Origin of the sequence: Streptomyces stoeckheimensis (assembly GCF_045822005.1) — a bacterium.
Lineage (GTDB): Bacteria > Actinomycetota > Actinomycetes > Streptomycetales > Streptomycetaceae > Streptomyces > Streptomyces stoeckheimensis.
Genome location: NZ_CP169550.1, coordinates 7,740,124 through 7,757,665 on the forward strand (window position 1 = coordinate 7,740,124; position 17,542 = coordinate 7,757,665).

Annotated in this window: 16 protein-coding genes; 9 read left to right on the top strand and 7 right to left on the bottom strand. The window is 73.9% G+C overall.

The features are described from left to right. Positions 1-52 precede the first annotated feature (52 nt). Genes ACE1OC_RS35160 through ACE1OC_RS35170 form a run of 3 tightly spaced genes read right to left on the bottom strand, consistent with a single transcriptional unit; the run spans position 53 to position 3,422 of the window. Positions 53-1,315, bottom strand: coding sequence for a class I SAM-dependent methyltransferase (locus tag ACE1OC_RS35160; RefSeq protein WP_407840377.1), 1,263 nt, complete (start codon positions 1,313-1,315; stop codon positions 53-55). Then, positions 1,312-2,097: a DUF1365 domain-containing protein gene (locus ACE1OC_RS35165; RefSeq protein WP_407840378.1), complete on the bottom strand. Its 786-nt coding sequence runs from the start codon at positions 2,095-2,097 to the stop codon at positions 1,312-1,314. The genes ACE1OC_RS35160 and ACE1OC_RS35165 overlap by 4 nt, the downstream gene beginning before the upstream one ends. Further along, on the bottom strand, positions 2,091-3,422 hold the full coding sequence (locus ACE1OC_RS35170; protein ID WP_407840379.1) for an NAD(P)/FAD-dependent oxidoreductase: 1,332 nt from the start codon (positions 3,420-3,422) through the stop codon (positions 2,091-2,093). The genes ACE1OC_RS35165 and ACE1OC_RS35170 overlap by 7 nt, the downstream gene beginning before the upstream one ends. Before the next feature lie 176 nt (positions 3,423-3,598). Between ACE1OC_RS35170 and ACE1OC_RS35175 the strand changes: the two genes are divergently transcribed. Then, the gene (locus ACE1OC_RS35175; RefSeq protein ID WP_407840380.1) at positions 3,599-5,104 is read left to right on the top strand and encodes an SDR family oxidoreductase; all 1,506 of its coding nucleotides are present in this window, start codon (positions 3,599-3,601) and stop codon (positions 5,102-5,104) included. Positions 5,105-5,120: 16 nt separating this feature from the next. On the opposite strand, the gene ACE1OC_RS35180 is transcribed toward ACE1OC_RS35175, so the two are convergent. After that, complete coding sequence (locus ACE1OC_RS35180) at positions 5,121-5,717, bottom strand: hypothetical protein (RefSeq protein WP_407840381.1); 597 nt, start codon at positions 5,715-5,717, stop codon at positions 5,121-5,123. Positions 5,718-6,020: 303 nt separating this feature from the next. On the opposite strand from ACE1OC_RS35180, the gene ACE1OC_RS35185 reads away from it, so the two are divergent. Both ACE1OC_RS35185 and ACE1OC_RS35190 read left to right on the top strand, forming a co-directional pair. Continuing rightward, positions 6,021-7,481 (top strand): cryptochrome/photolyase family protein, encoded by a 1,461-nt coding sequence (locus tag ACE1OC_RS35185; protein WP_407840382.1) that lies wholly within the window; start codon positions 6,021-6,023, stop codon positions 7,479-7,481. Positions 7,482-7,516: 35 nt separating this feature from the next. Continuing rightward, positions 7,517-8,551: a MerR family transcriptional regulator gene (locus tag ACE1OC_RS35190; protein WP_407840383.1), complete on the top strand. Its 1,035-nt coding sequence runs from the start codon at positions 7,517-7,519 to the stop codon at positions 8,549-8,551. Here ACE1OC_RS35190 and ACE1OC_RS35195 read toward each other — a convergent pair. Both ACE1OC_RS35195 and ACE1OC_RS35200 read right to left on the bottom strand, forming a co-directional pair. Continuing rightward, positions 8,463-9,038 (bottom strand): RNA polymerase sigma factor, encoded by a 576-nt coding sequence (locus ACE1OC_RS35195; RefSeq protein WP_407840384.1) that lies wholly within the window; start codon positions 9,036-9,038, stop codon positions 8,463-8,465. The two genes, ACE1OC_RS35190 and ACE1OC_RS35195, sit on opposite strands and share 89 nt — an antisense overlap. A gap of 189 nt (positions 9,039-9,227) precedes the next feature. Next, entirely contained in the window at positions 9,228-9,953 is a 726-nt protein-coding gene (locus tag ACE1OC_RS35200) for a YoaK family protein (protein ID WP_407840385.1), read from the bottom strand. Positions 9,954-10,022: 69 nt separating this feature from the next. On the opposite strand from ACE1OC_RS35200, the gene ACE1OC_RS35205 reads away from it, so the two are divergent. The 4 genes from ACE1OC_RS35205 to ACE1OC_RS35220 all read left to right on the top strand — a co-directional run bounded on the left by ACE1OC_RS35205 (position 10,023) and on the right by ACE1OC_RS35220 (position 14,687). After that, complete coding sequence (locus ACE1OC_RS35205) at positions 10,023-10,616, top strand: histidine phosphatase family protein (protein WP_407840386.1); 594 nt, start codon at positions 10,023-10,025, stop codon at positions 10,614-10,616. A gap of 88 nt (positions 10,617-10,704) precedes the next feature. Next, entirely contained in the window at positions 10,705-12,333 is a 1,629-nt protein-coding gene (locus ACE1OC_RS35210; protein ID WP_407840387.1) for an APC family permease, read from the top strand. Between the two features lie 100 nt (positions 12,334-12,433). Next, entirely contained in the window at positions 12,434-12,862 is a 429-nt protein-coding gene (locus ACE1OC_RS35215; protein WP_250745068.1) for a universal stress protein, read from the top strand. A 313-nt stretch (positions 12,863-13,175) separates the two neighbouring features. Further along, positions 13,176-14,687 (top strand): FUSC family protein, encoded by a 1,512-nt coding sequence (locus tag ACE1OC_RS35220; protein WP_250745087.1) that lies wholly within the window; start codon positions 13,176-13,178, stop codon positions 14,685-14,687. Here ACE1OC_RS35220 and ACE1OC_RS35225 read toward each other — a convergent pair. Then, entirely contained in the window at positions 14,661-15,689 is a 1,029-nt protein-coding gene (locus tag ACE1OC_RS35225) for a LuxR C-terminal-related transcriptional regulator (RefSeq protein WP_407840388.1), read from the bottom strand. The genes ACE1OC_RS35220 and ACE1OC_RS35225 overlap by 27 nt on opposite strands. Before the next feature lie 136 nt (positions 15,690-15,825). Here ACE1OC_RS35225 and ACE1OC_RS35230 point away from each other — a divergent pair, with 136 nt between their 5' ends. Together ACE1OC_RS35230 and ACE1OC_RS35235 are read left to right on the top strand one after the other, a co-directional pair. Next, a complete protein-coding gene (locus tag ACE1OC_RS35230) occupies positions 15,826-16,119 on the top strand; it encodes a hypothetical protein (RefSeq protein WP_407840389.1) in 294 nt (97 codons plus the stop codon). A 227-nt stretch (positions 16,120-16,346) separates the two neighbouring features. After that, complete coding sequence (locus ACE1OC_RS35235; protein ID WP_407840390.1) at positions 16,347-17,504, top strand: nitric oxide synthase oxygenase; 1,158 nt, start codon at positions 16,347-16,349, stop codon at positions 17,502-17,504. Positions 17,505-17,542 lie beyond the last annotated feature (38 nt).

Consider the following 17,542-nt stretch of genomic DNA (forward strand, 5'->3'; position numbering starts at 1 on the left):
GCTAGGGCCGCCCCCGCCGAGACGGCCAGGTTGAGTCCGAAGGCGCCCCAGTTCACCGGGTACCACCGCCCCGGGGCGGCGCCGCCGGCTTGCCGGCGCCCTCGGCCGTCAGCAGGAACTGGTGCACGTCCAGGTAGCCCGAGGCGAACCCCGCCTCGCAGTAGGCCAGGTAGAAGGTCCACATCCGCCGGAACGTCGCGTCGAAGCCCAGCTCCGCCACCCGGTCGGCCCGCTCGGCGAAGCGCTCCCGCCACAGGCGCAGCGTCTGCGCGTAGTGGGCCCCGTAGGCCTCGGAGCGGACCACGCGCAGCCCGGTGTGCGAGCGCGCCATCTCCTCCACCACCCGCACCGAGGGCAGCATGCCGCCGGGGAAGATGTACTTGTGGATCCAGGTGTACGTGTCCCGGGTGGCGAGCATCCGCTCGTGCGGCATGGTGATCGCCTGGAGCGCGACCCGACCGCCGGGCGCCAGCAGCCGGTCCAGCGTGGCGAAGTACACCGGCCAGTACTCGGCGCCGACCGCCTCGATCATCTCGACGCTCACGATGGCGTCGTAACTCCCCTCGGCCTCCCGGTAGTCGCACAGCCGCACCTCGACGCGGTCGGACAGCCCGGCGGCCGCGATCCGGCGCAGGGCCAGCTCCCGCTGCTCCCGCGACAGGGTCAGGGTGACCACGTGCGCACCGCGCCGGGCCGCCCGGACGGCGAGCTCGCCCCAGCCCGTGCCGATCTCCAGCAGCCGGGTGCCGGAACCGGTCCCCGCCAGGTCCAGCAGCATGTCGATCTTGCGGTGCTGGGCCTCGGCGAGCTCCTCCCGGCCGGCGGGCAGGGTGCCGAACACCGCCGAGGAGTAGGTCATCGTCGGGTCGAGGAACTCGGCGAAGAGCTCGTTGGACAGGTCGTAGTGGCGTTGGACGTTCGTCCGCGAGCCGTCCGGGGTGTTGCGTTCCGAGGCCGGGTGGCGGGAGGCCCACAGGCCGCGCAGCCGCTGGAGCGGAGCCGGGACCAGCCCCGTCACGTGCCCCGCCAGCACGGTCAGGACGGCGACCGGGTCGCGGGCGTCCCACTCCCCGGCCAGGTACGACTCGCCGAAGCCTATTAGTCCCTCGGCCGCGATCCGGCGTTCGAAGGCGTCCGGGTCGTACACCGCCATCGCGGGGCCGCCCCGCCCCAGGGTCCCGTCGGGGCCCATCCGGACCTGGAGCGGCAGCCGGTCCAGGGCCCGGCGGATCAGCAGCCGCCCGACGGCGGCCCTGGCCCGGGAGCACGGCGGTACGGCCGGGGCGGTGGTGGTGGTGGTGGTCGACGTGCTCACTTCAGGCCCTCCTGGGGTACGTGTCGGGGTCGCGGGCGGACCGGCAGCCCGCGCAGCCACAGCCGGACGCCGTGGTAGCGGATGCCGACGCTGACGGCGGCGGTGGACCAGGGCCGGCGCAGCGCGGCGCGCAGCAGTCCGCGGGCGCCGGCCGGGCGGCGGGCGCCGCGGACGGTCGCGGTCAGGCGGGCGCCGTCCGTACCTCCGGCCAGCCGCACGGTCAGCGCGAGGCGTTCGTCCGGCTCGGGCAGCCGCATCCGGTAGGCGCCCTCCACCCGGAGGAAGGGGGAGACGTAGAACTCCTTGGGGACGGCGACGGCGTCGGGGCCGCTCCGGCCGCTCCGGGCCGTTTCCGGAGGGAGCAGGTAGCAGTGCCGTTCGCCGTACGTGTTGTGCACCTCGGCGACCACCTGCCGCAGGCAACCGTCCGGTCCGTGACACCAGTACACGGTCAGCGGGTTGAAGACGTGGCCCAGCACCCGGGCGTGCGCCAGCATCAACACCCGCGAACCCGCCGGGAGTCCGGCGCCGCGCGCGACGAGGAACGCGTCCAGTCCGGCCCGGATGGAGGGGGCGCCGCCGCCGAAGTGGTCGCGGGCCTCGAACCGGGCGAGCGGCCGCAACGCCCGCGGGAGGCGGGGCAGTCGATCGAGGTCCACCAGCCACAGGTACGTCCGGTGCCGGAGCCGGTAGCCGTTCCCGCCCGACCGGACGTGCCGGACGTCGGCCAGGTAGAGACGGGGCTCCGCCGGACCGGCCTCGCTCCGCCCGGGGCTCACCACGTCACCCCCAGCGCGGCGGCGGCCTCCACGCCCGAGCGGCAGCCGTCCTCGTGGAACCCCCACCCGTGATAGGCGCCGGCGAAGGCCGTCACCGGCCCCGACAGGGCCGGCAGGAGCCGTTGCGCGGCCACCGACTCCGTGCTGTAGACGGGGTGTTCGTACTCCATCTCGGCCAGGACCGACTCCGGTCGCACCGCGTCGCCCGCGTTCAGCGTGACCACGTACGGCTCCGGCCCGTCCAGCCCCTGGAGCCGGTTCATGTCATAGCTGACCCGTACGTGCGCATCGGCCGGCCGGCACCCCGACAGCCGGTAGTTCCAGCAGCCCCGGGCGCCGGGCGTGCGCGGCAGCACCGAGGTGTCGGTGTGCAGCACGGTCCGGTTGCGGGAGTAGCGGAAGGCGCCGAGCGCGGCGCGTTCCGCGTCCGTCGGATCGGCCAGCAGGCGCAGCGCCTGATCTGCGTGGACGGCGACGACCACAGCGTCGTAGAGGTCGGTGGCCCCGCCGGCGGTGGTGACCGACACGCCCTGCGGGGTGCGCGCGAGCGCCCGTACCGGAGCGGCCAGGTACACGGCGTCCAGCCGTTCGCGGACCCGCTCCACGTAGCGCGCCGAGCCGCCCTCGACCGTGCGCCAGCTCGGCGAGCCGCCCACCGACAGCATGCCGTGGTGCTCCAGGAACCGGAACAGGTACCGGGCCGGGTACCCGAGCGCCGTGTCCGGCGGGCAGGACCACACGGAGGCGACCAGCGGGATCGCGAAGTGCGCGGTGAAGTAGGCCCCGAAGCGGCCCCGTTCCAGGAACTCGGCCAGGGTGATCTCGCCGGTGCCGGTGCCGGTGCCGATGGTCGTGGCTGTGCCTGTGCCCGTGGCGGCCAGCAGTCTCCTGGCCCGCCGGTGGAACTCCGGTATCCGCGCCAGCATCCGCAGGTACCGCGGGTTCACGGCGGACCGGCGCCGGGCGAAGAGCCCGCGCGGCCCGCGCGCACCCGCGTACTCCAGCCCGCACCCCTCGCAGCGGACCGACAGGCTCATCGTCGTCGGCCGGGTGGCCACCCCCAACTCGCCGAAGAGCCGCAGCAGGTGCGGGTAGGTGCGGTCGTTGTGGACGATGAACCCCGAATCCACCGCGCGCACCACCCCGTCCGGCCCCTTGAGCTCGTGGGTGTGCGCGTGCCCGCCCAGCCGGTCGTCCGCCTCGTACAAGGTCACCTCGTGCGAGCGCGCGAGGACGTACGCCGCCGTCAGCCCCGACACGCCCCCGCCGATCACGGCCGTCCGCGGGCGCGGCGCCCCTCGCTCGGTCGGCGCTCCTCGCTCGGTCATCGTGTTCCTCCTCGTCACCCCGTCACCCGGGGCACCCCGGCACCCCTTCTTCGGAGCCGAGGGGGGTCTTGGATGTGCCGTCCGGGGGAATCCCGCATCCGATCCGGCGCGCCGCGGCGAATCGGAAGGAGGGGGCGGAGGTAACGAGGAGCAGCGCACGAAGAGCGGAGACAACCATGACGGGCAAGAACTGCCTGGTCACCGGGGCCAGCGGATACATCGGCGGACGCCTCGTCCCCGAACTCCTGGACGCCGGGCACCGGGTCCGCTGCCTGGCCCGCACCCCGGAAAAACTGCGCGACCATCCCTGGGCCGGGGACGTCGAGACCGTCCGGGGAGACGTCACCGACCCCTCGTCCCTCGCGGGGGCGATGACCGGCATCGACGTCGCCTACTACCTCGTGCACTCCCTCGGCACCGGATCCGGCTTCGAGGAACGCGACCGGGACGCCGCCCGGGCCTTCGCGGACGAGGCCCGCGCCGCCGGGGTCCGCCGCATCGTCTACCTCGGCGGCCTCACCCCCGCGGACCTCCCCGTCCGGAGCCTCTCACCGCACCTGCGCTCCCGCGCCGAGGTCGGTGAGGTCTTCCTCGCCGGATCCGTGCCGGCGACCGTGCTGCGCGCCGCCGTCGTCATCGGGTCCGGGTCGGCCTCCTTCGAGATGCTGCGCTACCTGACCGAACGGTTGCCCGTCATGGTCACCCCCAGCTGGGTCGGCACCCGCTGCCAGCCCATCGCCGTCCGCGACGTGCTGCGCTACCTCGTCGGCAGCGCGGGCATGGCGCCCGAGGTGAATCGGGCCTTCGACATCGGCGGCCCCGACGTGCTCACGTACGAGGAGATGATGCGCCGCTACGCCGTCGTGGCGCGGCTGCCCGCCCGCCTCATCCTGCGGGTCCCGATGCTCACCCCGAGGCTGTCCAGCCACTGGATCGGCCTGGTCACCCCCGTGCCGAGGGCGCTGGCCCGGCCGCTCGCCGAATCCCTGCGGCACGAGGTGGTCTGCGCGGAGCACGACATCGCCGTCCACGTCCCGGACCCGCCGGGCGCGCCCATCGGCTTCGACGAGGCCCTCGCACTGGCCCTCCGGCGGATCCGCGAGGCCCGGGTGACCACCCGCTGGTCCTCCGCCGCCGTCCCGGGCGCGCCGAGCGACCCGCTGCCCACCGACCCCGACTGGGCCGGCGGCAGCCTCTACACCGACCGCCGGGAGCTGACCGTCGACGCACCGGCCACAGCACTGTGGCGGGTGGTGGAGGGCATCGGCGGGGAGAACGGCTGGTACTCCTTCCCGCTCGCCTGGGCCGTACGGGGCTGGCTGGACCGGCTCGTCGGCGGAGTCGGCATCCGGCGCGGCCGCCGGGACGCCGCGCGGCTGCGGGTGGGGGACTCCCTGGACTTCTGGCGGGTGGAGGCGATCGAACCGGGCCGGCTGCTGCGGCTGCGCGCCGAAATGCGGCTGCCGGGGCTGGCCTGGCTGGAACTGTACGCCGATCCGCCGTCCCCCGGGGAGACCGGATCCCGCTACCGCCAGCGGGCGCTGTTCCATCCGCACGGCCTGCTCGGCCATCTGTACTGGTGGAGCGTGTCACCGTTCCACGCCGTCGTCTTCGGCGGCATGGCACGCAACATCGCCCGCGCGGCGGAGCGCGCGGGCGATGGCGACGAGGGTGCGGTGTAGCCCCATGGGCGGGGGATCAGCGGCCGGCCGAGGCCGCCCGGCGGCGCATGACGGCGAAGCCCAGACCCGCGGCGGTCACCGCGGCCGCCGTGGCGCCCACCGCGATCGGCGACGGGCCGGAGCCCTGCTCGTACTCGGCACCGGCGGCGACGCCGCCCTTGGGCACGTCCTTGGTCTGGCCCTTGCCGGTGCCCTTCCCGGTGCCCGTACCCGTGGAGTGGTCGAAGGTGCAGCCCTTGGGGAGCTTGGGGAAGTCCTTGACGCTCGGCTTGTGACCGCCGCCCTCCATGTTCGTGCGCAGTTTCGGGGCGGGGCCGTTCGGGTCGAGGATCTCGGCGAGGAAGCCGGCGCTGGCGGGGAGCTTCGGGTGAGTGCGGTCGAGTCGGTGGGGGAGCACCTTGCCGTCACCCGCGTCCTTGAAGGAGACGGACGGCCCGGAGGGGGCGATGGTCAGCACGGCGTCGGTACCGGCGCCGATCCACACGTCCTTGACCACCACGCACTTCGAGGGGGTCGACGTGCTGTCGGCAGAGGCGACGGCGGCCGGGGCGAGTACCGCTCCGGCGAGGACGGTGGTGACGGCGGCGGCGCGGCGGAACGTGCGCAAGGACATGAACGACTCCGTGGAGTGAAGAGGGCCCGTGGGCCTGGTGGGAACGGGAGGGCCGCATGCCGTGTGCTCGGTGTGGGGTCACGAGTCCTGGCGGGCTGCTGTGACGAATCTAGAAAGCGAATGGCAGGGACGCGTCCGTTCCATGTCACAGATCTGTGACAGAACGTCATATTCCGTTCAGCTGAGGCGAGTTCGTGCAAAGAGGCCTCATCGGGCAGTGCCGCCGCATCCGCGAGGGGCGCTGACGGCGAAGTACCTCACGACAGCCCGTCCCCACGTCCCCACTCACGCGGAGCGAACCCCATGAACGTCGCGGTGGTCCTCTACACCTCCGACCTGCGGCTGCACGACCATCCGCCGCTGCGGGCAGCCCTGTCCTCGTCGGCGCAGGTCGTGCCGCTCTTCGTGCGCGACCCGGCCGTCTCCGCCCCGCCCAACCGGCTCGCCTTCCTCGCCGACTGCCTCGCCGCGCTCGACGCCGGGCTGCGCTCCCGCGGAGGCCGCCTCGTCGTGCGGTCGGGCGACCCGGTCGCCGCGACCATGGCGCTCGTACGGGAGGCCGATGCCGACGAGGTGCACATGGCGGCCGGAGTCAGCGCCTACGCACACGCCCGAGAGGAGCGGCTGCGCGAGGCCCTCGAAGCGGAGGGCAGGCGGTTCCACGTCCACGACGCCGTGATCACGGCGGTGGCCCCCGGGGCCGTCACACCCTCCGGGTCCTCCGGGTCGGACCACTTCGCCGTCTTCACTCCGTACCACCGCCGCTGGTCGGAGCACCCGCTGCGGGCCGCCGCTCCCGCACCCCGCGCCGTCCCGGTGCCCGACGCGATCCGCTCCGAGCCCCTGCCCGAGCGCGCCGCCGTCACCGGCACCTCCCCGGGCCTCGCCCCCGGCGGGGAGTCCGAGGCGCGCCGGCTGCTGGCCCGGTGGCTGCGTTCCGGCATCGACCGCTACCCCGAGACCCACGACGACCTGGCCGGTGACGCCACCTCCCGGCTCTCCCCGCACCTGCACTTCGGCACGCTCTCGCCCGCCGAGGCCGTCCACCGTGCCCGCGCTGCCGGCGGCCCCGGCGCGGAGGCCTTCGTACGGCAGTTGTGCTGGCGCGACTTCCACCACCAGGTGCTCGCGGCCAGGCCCGCGGCCGCCGCCGCGGACTACCGGGACCGCGGAGACCGCTGGCGCACCGGCCCGGACGCCGAGGAGGAGACCCTGGCCTGGAAGGAGGGCCGCACCGGCTACCCGGTCGTGGACGCGGCCATGCGCCAACTGGCCCACGAGGGCTGGATGCACAACCGCGGCCGACTGCTGGTCGCGAGCTTCCTCACCAAGACCCTGTACGTGGACTGGCGCGTCGGAGCCCGCCACTTCATGGACCTCCTCGTCGACGGGGACCTCGCCAACAACCAGCTCAACTGGCAGTGGGTCGCGGGCACCGGCACCGACACCCGCCCCAACCGGGTCCTCAACCCGGTCCGCCAGGGCCGGCGGTACGACCCCGACGGCGGCTACGTCCACCGCTGGGTCCCCGAGCTGGCCGGACTCCCCGCACCGCGCGTGCACGAGCCCTGGCGGCTCCCCGGCCTGGAACGGGCGGGCTACGACTACCCCGACCCCCTGGTCGGCCTCGCCGACGGCCTCGACCGCTTCCGCGCGGGCCGCGGGGCGGGGCCGGAACCCGGGGAGGGAGAGGGCGAGGATGAGGATGAGGGGCAGGGTCCGGCGCCGGTGCCGGGATCCGCAGGGCGCCCGGGATCCCCGTGACCCCCCGTCCGCCCGCCGCGCCGTACGGTGGAACGGTGGAGCCCGAACCCCCGCAGACCCGGCTGCAGCCCCCGCCCGTCGCCCTCGGCACCGGGGCCGTCGCCCGGCGCCTCGGTGTCTCCCCGACCACGCTGCGCTCCTGGGAGCGCCGCTACGCCATCGGCCCGGACCGCCGCGAAGCGGGCCGGCACCGGCGCTGGACCCCCGAGGACATCGCCCGGCTGGAACTGATGTGCCGCCTCACCGCCCAGGGCGCACCCCCGTCCGAGGCCGCCCGGGTGGCCCGGGGAGTCGCCCCGGAGGACCCGCCCGCAGCCGATCCCGCCGCCCCGACCCCCGGCGGGCCCCGCGCGCTGCGCCTCGGGGACGTCCGCCCGGAGTGCAGGGGGCTCGCGCGGGCCGCCGTACGACTGGACGCGCCGGCCGTGGAGGACCTGCTGGAGGCCGTGCTCGCGGAGCTCGGCCCGGTCACGGCCTGGGAGGAGGTCATCGCGCCGACCCTGCACGCCGTGGGCCGCAAGTGGGCCACGGCGGGGGAGCGTTACGTCGAGGTCGAGCACCTCCTGTCCTGGTACGTCTCCGCGGCCCTGCACCGGATCCGGCCCGCCCCGGAGCCGCTCCCGGCCCCGCCCGTGCTGCTGGCCTGCACGCCAGGGGAGCAACACAGCCTGCCGATGGAAGCGTTGGCAGCCGCCCTCGGTGAACGCGCCCTGCCGGTGCGGATGTTCGGGGCGGCCCTGCCCGCAGACGCCCTGTGCGAGGCCGTCCGGCGGACGGGTCCGCGGGCCGTCGTCCTGTGGGCGCAGTCCCGTACGACCGCGGACGCCTCGCTCGCCAGATCGGTGGCGGGCATCGAGTGGGGCCCGCGCGGCGCCCGCGGCCACTCCGCGCTGCTGCTCGCCGGGCCCGGCTGGGGCGCCGCGGCCGCGGCCCCGCCCGCCCGCGCCGAGCGGCTGTTCGGGCTCCGCTCGGGGCTGGCCGTCATCGAATCGGTTGTGGCACCCCGGGTTCCAGGGACTGCTCGAGGGACTGCCGCAGGACGTGCAGCGCCCGCCGCATGTGGCTCTTGACGGTGCCCAGCGGGAGCCCGGTGCGGTCCGCGATCTGCGACTGGGTCAGGTCCGCGTAGAAGGCGAGCCGCAGTACCCGCTGCTGCGCCGAGGGCAGCCGGGCCAGCTCGCCGAGCAGCAGCACCCGTTCCACGGCCCGCTCCGGGCCCGGCTCCGGTTCCGGCCGGGCCTGCGCGCAGACGCGCGCGGCGGCCCGGACCACCCGGGCCCGCCGGGTGCGGGCCTCCAGGGCATCGGCCACCTTGTGCCGGGTGATGCCGGTCAGCCAGGCCCCGAGGCCGCCCGGCCCGGGCCGGTACCCGCCGCGGCCCCGCCACGCGGCGAGGAAGACCTGCTGGGTCACGTCCTCGGCCTCCCGCTCGTCGCCGAGCGAGCGCACGGCGAGCCCGTGCACCAGCGGCCGCCAGCGCCGGTAGACCGCCGCCACGCACTGCTCGTCGCCCGCCGCGAACCCCGCCGCCAGCCGGGTGTCGTCCTGGTCGTCCATGCCCCGAGCCTCGCGAGAACGTCATGCCCGGCCAACTTGCACCGTTTCCGCATCGTTTTCAGATCGATCGCCGGGCGCCCTTGGACTGCCGGGTCACCCTCGCACCGGACCGGCCAGCGGAGCGATGGTCAGCACCCTGCCCCCCTGCTCCGGCGGTGACGGTGGCGTGCAGCCGGAGCACTAGGCCGTCTAGACCGATGCCTCCCCGCCGGGGTGCATCAGCGGCTGGGTCAGGTACACCAGCGCCACCGCCAGGACCAGTACGGCGGCCGGAAGCAGCAGCCACCCCACCGACCAGCCGGTCCGTACGAGCAGCGCCCCGGCCAGTCCGCCCGCGAACATCGCGCCGACCGACGAGGCCCGCCGCACCCAGGCCGCGGTCCCGTACCCGAAGGCCCGGTCCTGGCCGAAGACCGAACCGCCGAGGAAGGAGGTCAGCGAGCGGGTCACCAGGGTGGTCGGCACCCCGGCCAGGTTCACCCGCAGGCTCGTCACGTTCCGGATCCCCATCGCCATCGACAGGGTCGCCGCGACCAGCAGCTGTCGGGCGTCGGGAGCTCCGAAGCGGGGCGCCACCCCCCATCCGGCGGCTGCGGCCGCCAGGACCAGCACCGCCTCGGCCGACAGCCCGGTCACGAACCAGCGCCGGCCCCGCTCCTCCGCGAAGGCCTCCAGCCGGGCCCCGCACGCCGCCCCCAGGGCGAACGCGGACAGCGAGACGGCGGGCGCCAGCGCGGGTACCGGGCCCGCGTGGGCCACGCCGAAGGCCAGGAACAGCACGTTGCCCGTCTGCATGGCGGTGAAGACGGGCCCGAGCGCCAGCAGGCTGACCGCCTCGGTCAGCCCGGTCACCGCGGTCAGCACCAGCAGCAGGAGGGTCAGCGGAGGTCGCGGCGTACGGGAACGCGGGCTCATGAGCCCCGACACTGACAGGCAGGCCCACTCGTCCGGCGCCGACATGCCGCAGGGATTAGGGTCCGAAGGGTGAGCGATCTTCTGCTGGTGCGGCACGGCGAGACCGCCTGGAGTGCGACCGGACGGCACACCGGGCGCACGGACATCCCGCTGGCCCCGCGCGGGGTCGAGGAGGCGATCTCGCTCTTCCCGTACTTCCGCGACCGCCGGCCCGCCCTGGTCCTGACCAGCCCGCTGCGCAGGGCCGCCGCCACCGCACAGCTCGCCGGGCTGACCGGCGCGGTCACCGACCCCGATCTGTACGAGTGGGACTACGGCGGCTACGAGGGCATCACCACCGCCGAGATCCTGCGCGAGCGCCCCGACTGGTCCCTGTGGACCGACGGGGTGCCGCCCGGCGACGAGGAGCACCCCGGCGAGAACGCCGCCCAGGTCGGTGCCCGCGCGGACCGGGTGCTCGCCCGGGCGGCCGAGGTGCTGCGCGAGGACCGGGACAACGTCGTCCTGGTGGCCCACGCGCACCTGCTGCGGGTGCTGACCGCCCGCTACCTCGGCCTGCCGCCCGAGGCGGGACGCCTCTTCCTGCTCCGTACGGGCACCTTCAGCATGCTGTCCACGGAGCACGGCCTGCCCGTGATCGCGGGCTGGAACACCCGCCCCTAGGGGCCGCCCTCCGGGCGGCGACGGGAATGTGACGACAGCCCCTAGCTCCCGCCTCGCGCGCGGGCCCCGTCTGCGTGACGATGCGTACATGGCCCACCATGGCTCGGACGGCGTGCCCCCTGAGCCCCGGGAACCGGCGCCGGAACCGGGAGCGAGGGCCGTCACGGACCCCGCCGCCGGGGACCCCGCCGCCGGGGACTCCGCCGCCGGGGACTCCGCCGCCGCGGAACCGGGGCTCAAGGCCAACGCCATCGGCTTCCTCGACGCGCTCGTCATCGGCCTGAACTCGACCTCGCCCGCCTACTCCCTGGCCGCGGTCATCGGGCCGATCGTCGCGCTCGCCGGCATCTACGCACCCGGCGTCATGCTGGCCTCCTTCGTCCCGATGCTGCTGATCGCCGCCGCCTTCTACTACCTCAACAAGGTCGACCAGGACTGCGGGACCACCTTCTCGTGGGTGACGCGCGCCATGGGCCCCTGGGCGGGCTGGCTCGGCGGCTGGGCCATCGCGATGACCGGCGTCCTCGTCATCGGCTCGCTCGCCGACGTGGCCGTCCACTTCGGCCTGCTCGCCGCCGGACTCGACAGCTGGGCAGCGAACGAGGCACTGCGCCAGACCCTGACCGTCGTCGTGATCCTGGCCATGACCGCGGTCTGCGTCATCGGCACCGAGATGTCGGCCCGGCTCCAGGACGTCCTGATCCTCGCCCAGGTCTTCTTCCTGCTGGCCTTCGCCGTGGTCGCCCTCTACCGCGTCTACGCCGGCACCAGCAGCCTCGACGGCACCAGACCCGCGCTCGAGTGGCTCAACCCCTTCGGCGCCGGCGGCGCCGCCCTCACCGGCGGACTGCTGCTCGGCGTGTTCATCTACTGGGGCTGGGAATCGGCGGTCAACCTCACCGAGGAGGTCGAGAACTCGGCCACCGCACCCGGCAAGGCCGGCATCTGGTCCACCGTCGTCCTGCTGGTGACGTACCTGTCCGTCGGCTTCGCGGTCGTCGGCTACGCCGGGACGGAGTTCCTCGCCGAGAACGCCGGCGAGGAGGAGGCCGTCTTCGCGGTCCTCGCGCACGAGGTCATGGGCGGCTGGGACTGGATGGTCCTGCTCGCCGTCTGCACCTCCGCCCTCGCCTCCACCCAGACCACGATCATCCCCGCCTCCCGCACCGCCCTGTCCATGGCCCGCCGGCACGCGCTGCCGCCGAAGCTCTCGCACATCCACCCCCGGTTCCGGACCCCGGACGTGAGCACCTGGTGGGTGGCCGGCATCGCCATCGCCTGGTACCTCGCCGTCAACCAGATCAGCGAGAACGCCCTCCTGGACTCGCTGACCGCGCTCTCCCTGCTGATCTCGTTCTACTACGCGCTCACCGGCCTGGCCTGCGCCGTCTACTACCGCCGCCACCTGCTGGAGAGCATGCACAACTTCCTGCTCATCGGGCTCGGCCCGGTGCTCGGCGCCGGCCTGCTGGCCTGGCTGCTCGTGCAGTCGGTCGACGACATGTCCAACCCGGAGAACTCCGCGAGCGGCGTCTCCTGGTTCGGGCTCGGCCCGCCGCTGGTCATCGGGATCGGCATCGCCGTCGTCGGCGTCCTCGTCATGTGCTTCTGGCGGATCAGGGACGGCCGCTTCTGGCAGGAGCGCCGCGGCGTCGCCGACCCGGCCCTCGTCCACGCGCCCAAGAAGTCCCGGAGCGAGGCAGCCCCGAAGCCCTGAACGCCGCGGCCGCGCAGACCTGAACGGCGCAGCCCCACAGCCCCGAACGCCACAGCCCCACAGCCCCGCAGCACCGGCCGCAAGGCGGAGAGGAGCCCCGATGTCCGTCGTCCTCGGGTACGACGAGTCGCCCGGCGCCGAGCGCGCCCTGCGCGTGGCCCTGGAGGTGGCCACCGCCTTCGGCGAGCCGCTCGTCCTCGTCTACGGGGCCGCCGCCCCGGGCCTCACCGGTGAGGAGTACCGCGCGCACCAGGAGGCCGTCCGGGAAGCCGGTCGCAGCGCGCTCGCCCGGGCCGTGGAGGCCGCCGACGAGGCGGGCGTACCGTCCACGGTCGAGGTGGCCGACGCGAAACCGGCCCAGGCGCTGCTCGACGCCGCCGAACGGCACGACGCCCGGGTGATCATCGTGGGGAGCTGGGGCGACAGCCCGATCCGCGGCGCCCTGCTCGGATCCACCCCGCACAAGCTCCTGCACCTCTCCCCGGTCCCGGTCCTGTGCGTCCCGACCGAGCACGCTCCCGGGGACTGACCCGCCGCTCCGCCTTCGGCACGCGAACCGCGGTACGCCGCCCGGCGGGTCCGTTGGTCTTCCCGTGGCCGAAGATCACCGCCGCCTACTGTGCCATTGGCCCAGTGAACGCGGGCCGAGTTGAGCCATTGCCCCCGCGAATGCTTATCTGTGTCGTATCCATGTATCTACGGCGCCACGCAGCGCCGGACGGCAACGAAGCCGCTCCGGACCGTGGTGCCTTCGCCGTGCCCGTCCACCGCCCACCACCCCCGGGCGGACGCGGGCCCGGCGTGCTCCATCGCAAGGGGGGCGGCACACCGCCGTGAAGAGGATGTTCGTGGCTCCGGATCCGGGGCGCGCAAGACTCAGGAACGCGTCCCGCGCCGTCATCGGCGTCGCTCTCGCCGTGGCCGTGGCCGAGCTCTGCGGGCTCTCGCTCGTCGCGTCGATCACCGGGGGACTGGCCGCCCTGCTCGCCCTCTTCACCGTGACCGACTCGACCGTGCGCGCCCAGCGGGTGACCACCGCCCTGCTGCCGGCCGCCGGATTCCCCGTGCTGGCCCTGGCCACCACCCTGCACGGCGTACCCCTGGCCCGCGACGCGGTGTTCGTCGCCGTGGTGTTCGCCGGGGTCTACGCCCGCAGGTGGGGGGCGCGCGGCCACGCCCTCGGGATCTTCGCGTTCATGAACTTCTTCATCACGCAGTTCCTGCACGCCCGGCCCGGGCAGCTGCCCGAGCTCTACGCGGCCGTCGCGCTGGCCCTCCTGTCGGCCGGCGCCGTGCGGTTCGTGCTGTGGCCGATCGAGCGCCGCGTACCGCCCGCCGCCGTACCGCCCGCGCCGCCCGGCACCGGGCTGGCCCGGCCGACCACCCGCCAGGCCTTCCAGGCCACCGCCGCCTGCGCGGTCGCGCTGGGCATCGGCCAGGCCCTGTCGGAGGACCGCTGGTACTGGGCCGTCGGCACCACCTGGTGGATCTTCGTCAACACCACCTCGCGCGGCGAGACCCTGGTCCGCGGCTTCCGCCGGGTCGTGGGCACGGTGTTCGGGATCGGGGCGGGCCTGCTGATCGCCATCCCGCTGAACGGGGCGCCGGCGCCCACGGCCGCCCTGGTGGCGCTCTGCGTCTTCGGGATCTTCTACACCGCCGCCGTGTCCTACAGCTGGATGATGCTGGCCGTCACGGTGATGGCCGGCCTGCTCTACGGACTGCTGGGCGTACTCGATCCGGGTCTGCTCGTGCTGCGCCTGGAGCAGACGGCCGTCGGTGCGGTGTGCGCCGGGCTGGCCGTGATCCTGGTGCTCCCGGTGACCACCCACGCGACCAACGACATGTGGATCCAGCGTGCCCTGCGCTGCGTGCGCACCTGCACGGCCGAGGCCGCGGCCCGGCTGGCCGGCTCCCCGGTGGCCGACCCCGCGCCGCACGCCGCGGAGCTGGAACTCTTTCTGGGCCGGGTACGGCTCTCCCTGGCTCCGCTCGTCCACCCGCTGAGCCCCTACCGCGGCCGCAAGGCCAGGGCCCGCCGGGTGCTGGCGCTGCTCGACGAGTGCGCCGTGGAGGTCCGCGGGCTGGTCTCGGTGGCGGCGGACCCGGACGCGAGCCACGACGCCCGGCTCGCGGCGGCGTGCTGGCGCGTGGAGGCCGCGGTGGAAGCCCTGCTGACGCCGGAAGCGGAACGCGCAGCGGAGGCGGAGCTCCGGCCGGCCGGAGCGGCCGTCAACCCCGCGCGGCCCGCCTCGGGGCCCGCGCTGGCGCACCTGCACGGTCTGGAGCGGCTCCTCGCCCAGCTCGACGGACCCCTGCGCAGTGCGTCACGCTCCCCGCTGGTGGGCGCCTGACCCCGGCGTGCCGGGCGCGTCCCGGCCGGTGTCGAGGACTCCGGCCTTCGCGAGGCTGAAACCGAGTTCGGCCCTGCTGCGGCTTCCGAAGCGGGTCGAAGCGCGTTTGATGTGCGCGCCGATGGTGCGGGTGCTCAGGCCGAGGCGTTTGGAAATGGCATCGTCCGTATGCCCCTTCACCATGAGTTCCAGAATCGCGCGCTGGATTTCGTCGGTGAGCCGGGGAGGGCGTTGTCCCGTCGTGTCGAACTCGACGGGGACGGCCCGTTCCCACACGGCCTCGAAGGTTTTCGTGAGGTATTGGATCAGGCCGGGTTCGCGGATTTCCAGGGCGTACGCCTCCTTTCCGCTCTCGGCGAGGACCGCGATGAAGGCGGCCGACCGGTCGCACACGATGAGCCGCTCGAACCTCTCGCCCGCCGTCCGCACTTCGGCGCCCTCTTGGGTGACCCGTTCGATGTGGGCGAGCGTCGGGCCGTGCGCGCGGACGGTGTGGCCGTAGATGGTGCGCTGGCGGACTCCGCGGCCGGCCAGGGCGAGGTCGCGGGGCAGCGCGTCGGTCAGAGCTCCGGAGGGCCGGCCGCCCTCGGAGTGGGCGCTGAGCAGTTCCTCCGAGCAGGTCTCCAGGGCTCCCTGGACGGCGGTGTCGATGACCTCGCGGCCGATCAGCGGCTGTATGTGGGCCTGGTGGCGCTGGCGTTCGTGCCGGTAGACGGCGTCCAGCGGGGAGAGGGAGGCGATCAGGGTGTCGAGGGCGGCCCGCTGGTCCAGGATGGCCCGCTTGATCGGCCGCGCGAGGGTGATCGCGGCGACCGAGGGCGGTACCGGGAGGTGTTCGGGGGAGCCCTCCAGTTTCCGCAGCAGCCCGAAAGCGACCAGGCACCTCGGAACGGTCCCCGATAAGCCGCCCTCGCGTAATGCCCGTCGGTAGGCGGCCGCGCAGTCGCCGCAGACCGACGTGCAGCGGCCGTCCATGTCGGGATGTGCGGTGTTGGTGTTCATCTGGACCCCCTTCTTGTTCCGGCAATGCAAGATCAGGATGCCCCGGCCCGTTGGCTGGGGGGGAGCGGAACGGCAGGATCCTTCCTGCCTGGTGATCGCGAAATGACCCACATGACCGGTGGCGGGAGTGGCGACGGTGAAGCGAAACATTCGTTCCGAACGCAGGATTCCGCCCGCGGGACCGACCGAGGCGCTGGACCTGCTGGCCCGGGCGCGCAAGGCCGTGGACGAGGCGTACGGATCCGACGAGCAACTCGCCCGGGTGGCGCTGCACTTGATCGACTGCGCCGCCGACGCCTCGGCCCTGCTCTCCCGCGAAGGCGGCCTGGAGGCGGCCCGCGAGGCGCTGGGCTCCGCCCGCTCCGCGGTGGTCGCCGCCACCGCGGCGGTCCGCGTGATCCACGACGCTGACCGCGCCACCCGCCTCTGAGCCTCCGGTCCGAGCGTCCGGAGATGCCGCGGATGGTACGTCCGTCCCTGTCCCGTCCGCAGGCCGATCGATGAAGATCACACGGAGGAGTGTTCCGGGCGCGCCTTCCGCACACCGCTGACCTGCGGCGTGTACAACGGGTGATTGTTCATTGCACATTCATCCGGCATGGCGTCGTTATACGGCGCGCGGGGTGGACCTGGTCGGACAGGGGGTAACCGCCCGGAATGGAAATACTTCAAGAGTGCTCCAGCACCGCTCAGGTGTGGGAAGCGGCCGAGGAGTTCATCCGACTGTTCCACAGGGAGCACGCCGGCAGTGCGGACGCGGGTGATCCGCGCGAGCGGCTCGCCGCCGTACGGGCCGAGCTCGCCGATACGGGCACGTACCGGCACACTCCCGAGGAGCTGGAGCACGGCGCCCGCGTCGCGTGGCGCAACAGCAACCGCTGCATAGGCAGGCTGTACTGGAACTCGCTGCGCGTCCGCGACCGCCGCGAGCTCACCGACGCCGACGGGATCGCCGAAGAGTGCTTCGAGCACCTGCGCGAGGCGACCAACGGCGGCCGGGTCCGGCCCACCATCACGGTCTTCGCCCCCGACACCCCGGACCGTCCCGGCCCGGTCATCTGGAGCGAACAGCTGGTCCGGTACGCCGGCTACGGCGACCACCCCTCGATAACCGTCGGCGACGCCCGCAACGCCGAGCTCACGAGCGCCCTGCTCGCCCTCGGCTGGTCCCGCGGCCCCGGCACCCCCTTCGACCTCCTCCCGCTGGTCGTGCAGGGGGTCGACGACAAACCCCGCTGGTTCGACGTCCCGCAGGACGCCGTGCTGGAGGTGCCCATCGAGCACCCCGACGGAGCGGCGGGCGGTGACGGCTGGTCGGACTGGGGCCTGCGCTGGCACGCCGTACCCGCGATCTCCAACATGTGCCTGGAGATCGGCGGCATCCACTACCCGGCGGCGCCCTTCAACGGCTGGTACATGGGTACCGAGATCGGCGCCCGCAACCTCGCCGACACCGACCGCTACAACCTGCTGCCCGCGGTCGCCCGCCGCATGGGCCTCGACACCGCCAGCGACCGCTCCCTCTGGAAGGACCGCGCCCTCGTCGAGCTCAACCGGGCGGTGCTGCACTCCTTCGACCGGGCCAAGGTCACCATCGCCGACCACCACACGGAGTCCCGGCGCTTCCTGACCCACCTGGAGAAGGAGGAGCGCAAGGGCCGTGACGTGGGCGCGGACTGGTCCTGGATCGTGCCCCCCATCTCCGGATCCGCGACCCCGGTCTTCCACCGCACCTACGAGGACCGGCCGAGCTCGACCGCCTACGTCCACCACCCCGGCGCACAAGAACGGGCCCAAGGGCGGGATTTGGTCTAGACCCTTCTGTTACCGTCGCTCGGGAACGGATCCGGAAC

Bases quoted from the DNA above. Each gene is read 5' to 3' on its own strand.
- ACE1OC_RS35170 (WP_407840379.1), bottom strand. From the start codon at position 3,422: ATGACCGAGCGAGGAGCGCCGACCGAGCGAGGGGCGCCGCGCCCGCGG.
- ACE1OC_RS35235 (WP_407840390.1), top strand. From the start codon at position 16,347: ATGGAAATACTTCAAGAGTGCTCCAGCACCGCTCAGGTGTGGGAAGCG.
- ACE1OC_RS35200 (WP_407840385.1), bottom strand. From the start codon at position 9,953: ATGAGCCCGCGTTCCCGTACGCCGCGACCTCCGCTGACCCTCCTGCTG.
- ACE1OC_RS35175 (WP_407840380.1), top strand. From the start codon at position 3,599: ATGACGGGCAAGAACTGCCTGGTCACCGGGGCCAGCGGATACATCGGC.
- ACE1OC_RS35220 (WP_250745087.1), top strand. From the start codon at position 13,176: ATGTTCGTGGCTCCGGATCCGGGGCGCGCAAGACTCAGGAACGCGTCC.
- ACE1OC_RS35215 (WP_250745068.1), top strand. From the start codon at position 12,434: ATGTCCGTCGTCCTCGGGTACGACGAGTCGCCCGGCGCCGAGCGCGCC.
- ACE1OC_RS35185 (WP_407840382.1), top strand. From the start codon at position 6,021: ATGAACGTCGCGGTGGTCCTCTACACCTCCGACCTGCGGCTGCACGAC.
- ACE1OC_RS35195 (WP_407840384.1), bottom strand. From the start codon at position 9,038: ATGGACGACCAGGACGACACCCGGCTGGCGGCGGGGTTCGCGGCGGGC.
- ACE1OC_RS35225 (WP_407840388.1), bottom strand. From the start codon at position 15,689: ATGAACACCAACACCGCACATCCCGACATGGACGGCCGCTGCACGTCG.
- ACE1OC_RS35210 (WP_407840387.1), top strand. From the start codon at position 10,705: ATGGCCCACCATGGCTCGGACGGCGTGCCCCCTGAGCCCCGGGAACCG.
- ACE1OC_RS35180 (WP_407840381.1), bottom strand. From the start codon at position 5,717: ATGTCCTTGCGCACGTTCCGCCGCGCCGCCGCCGTCACCACCGTCCTC.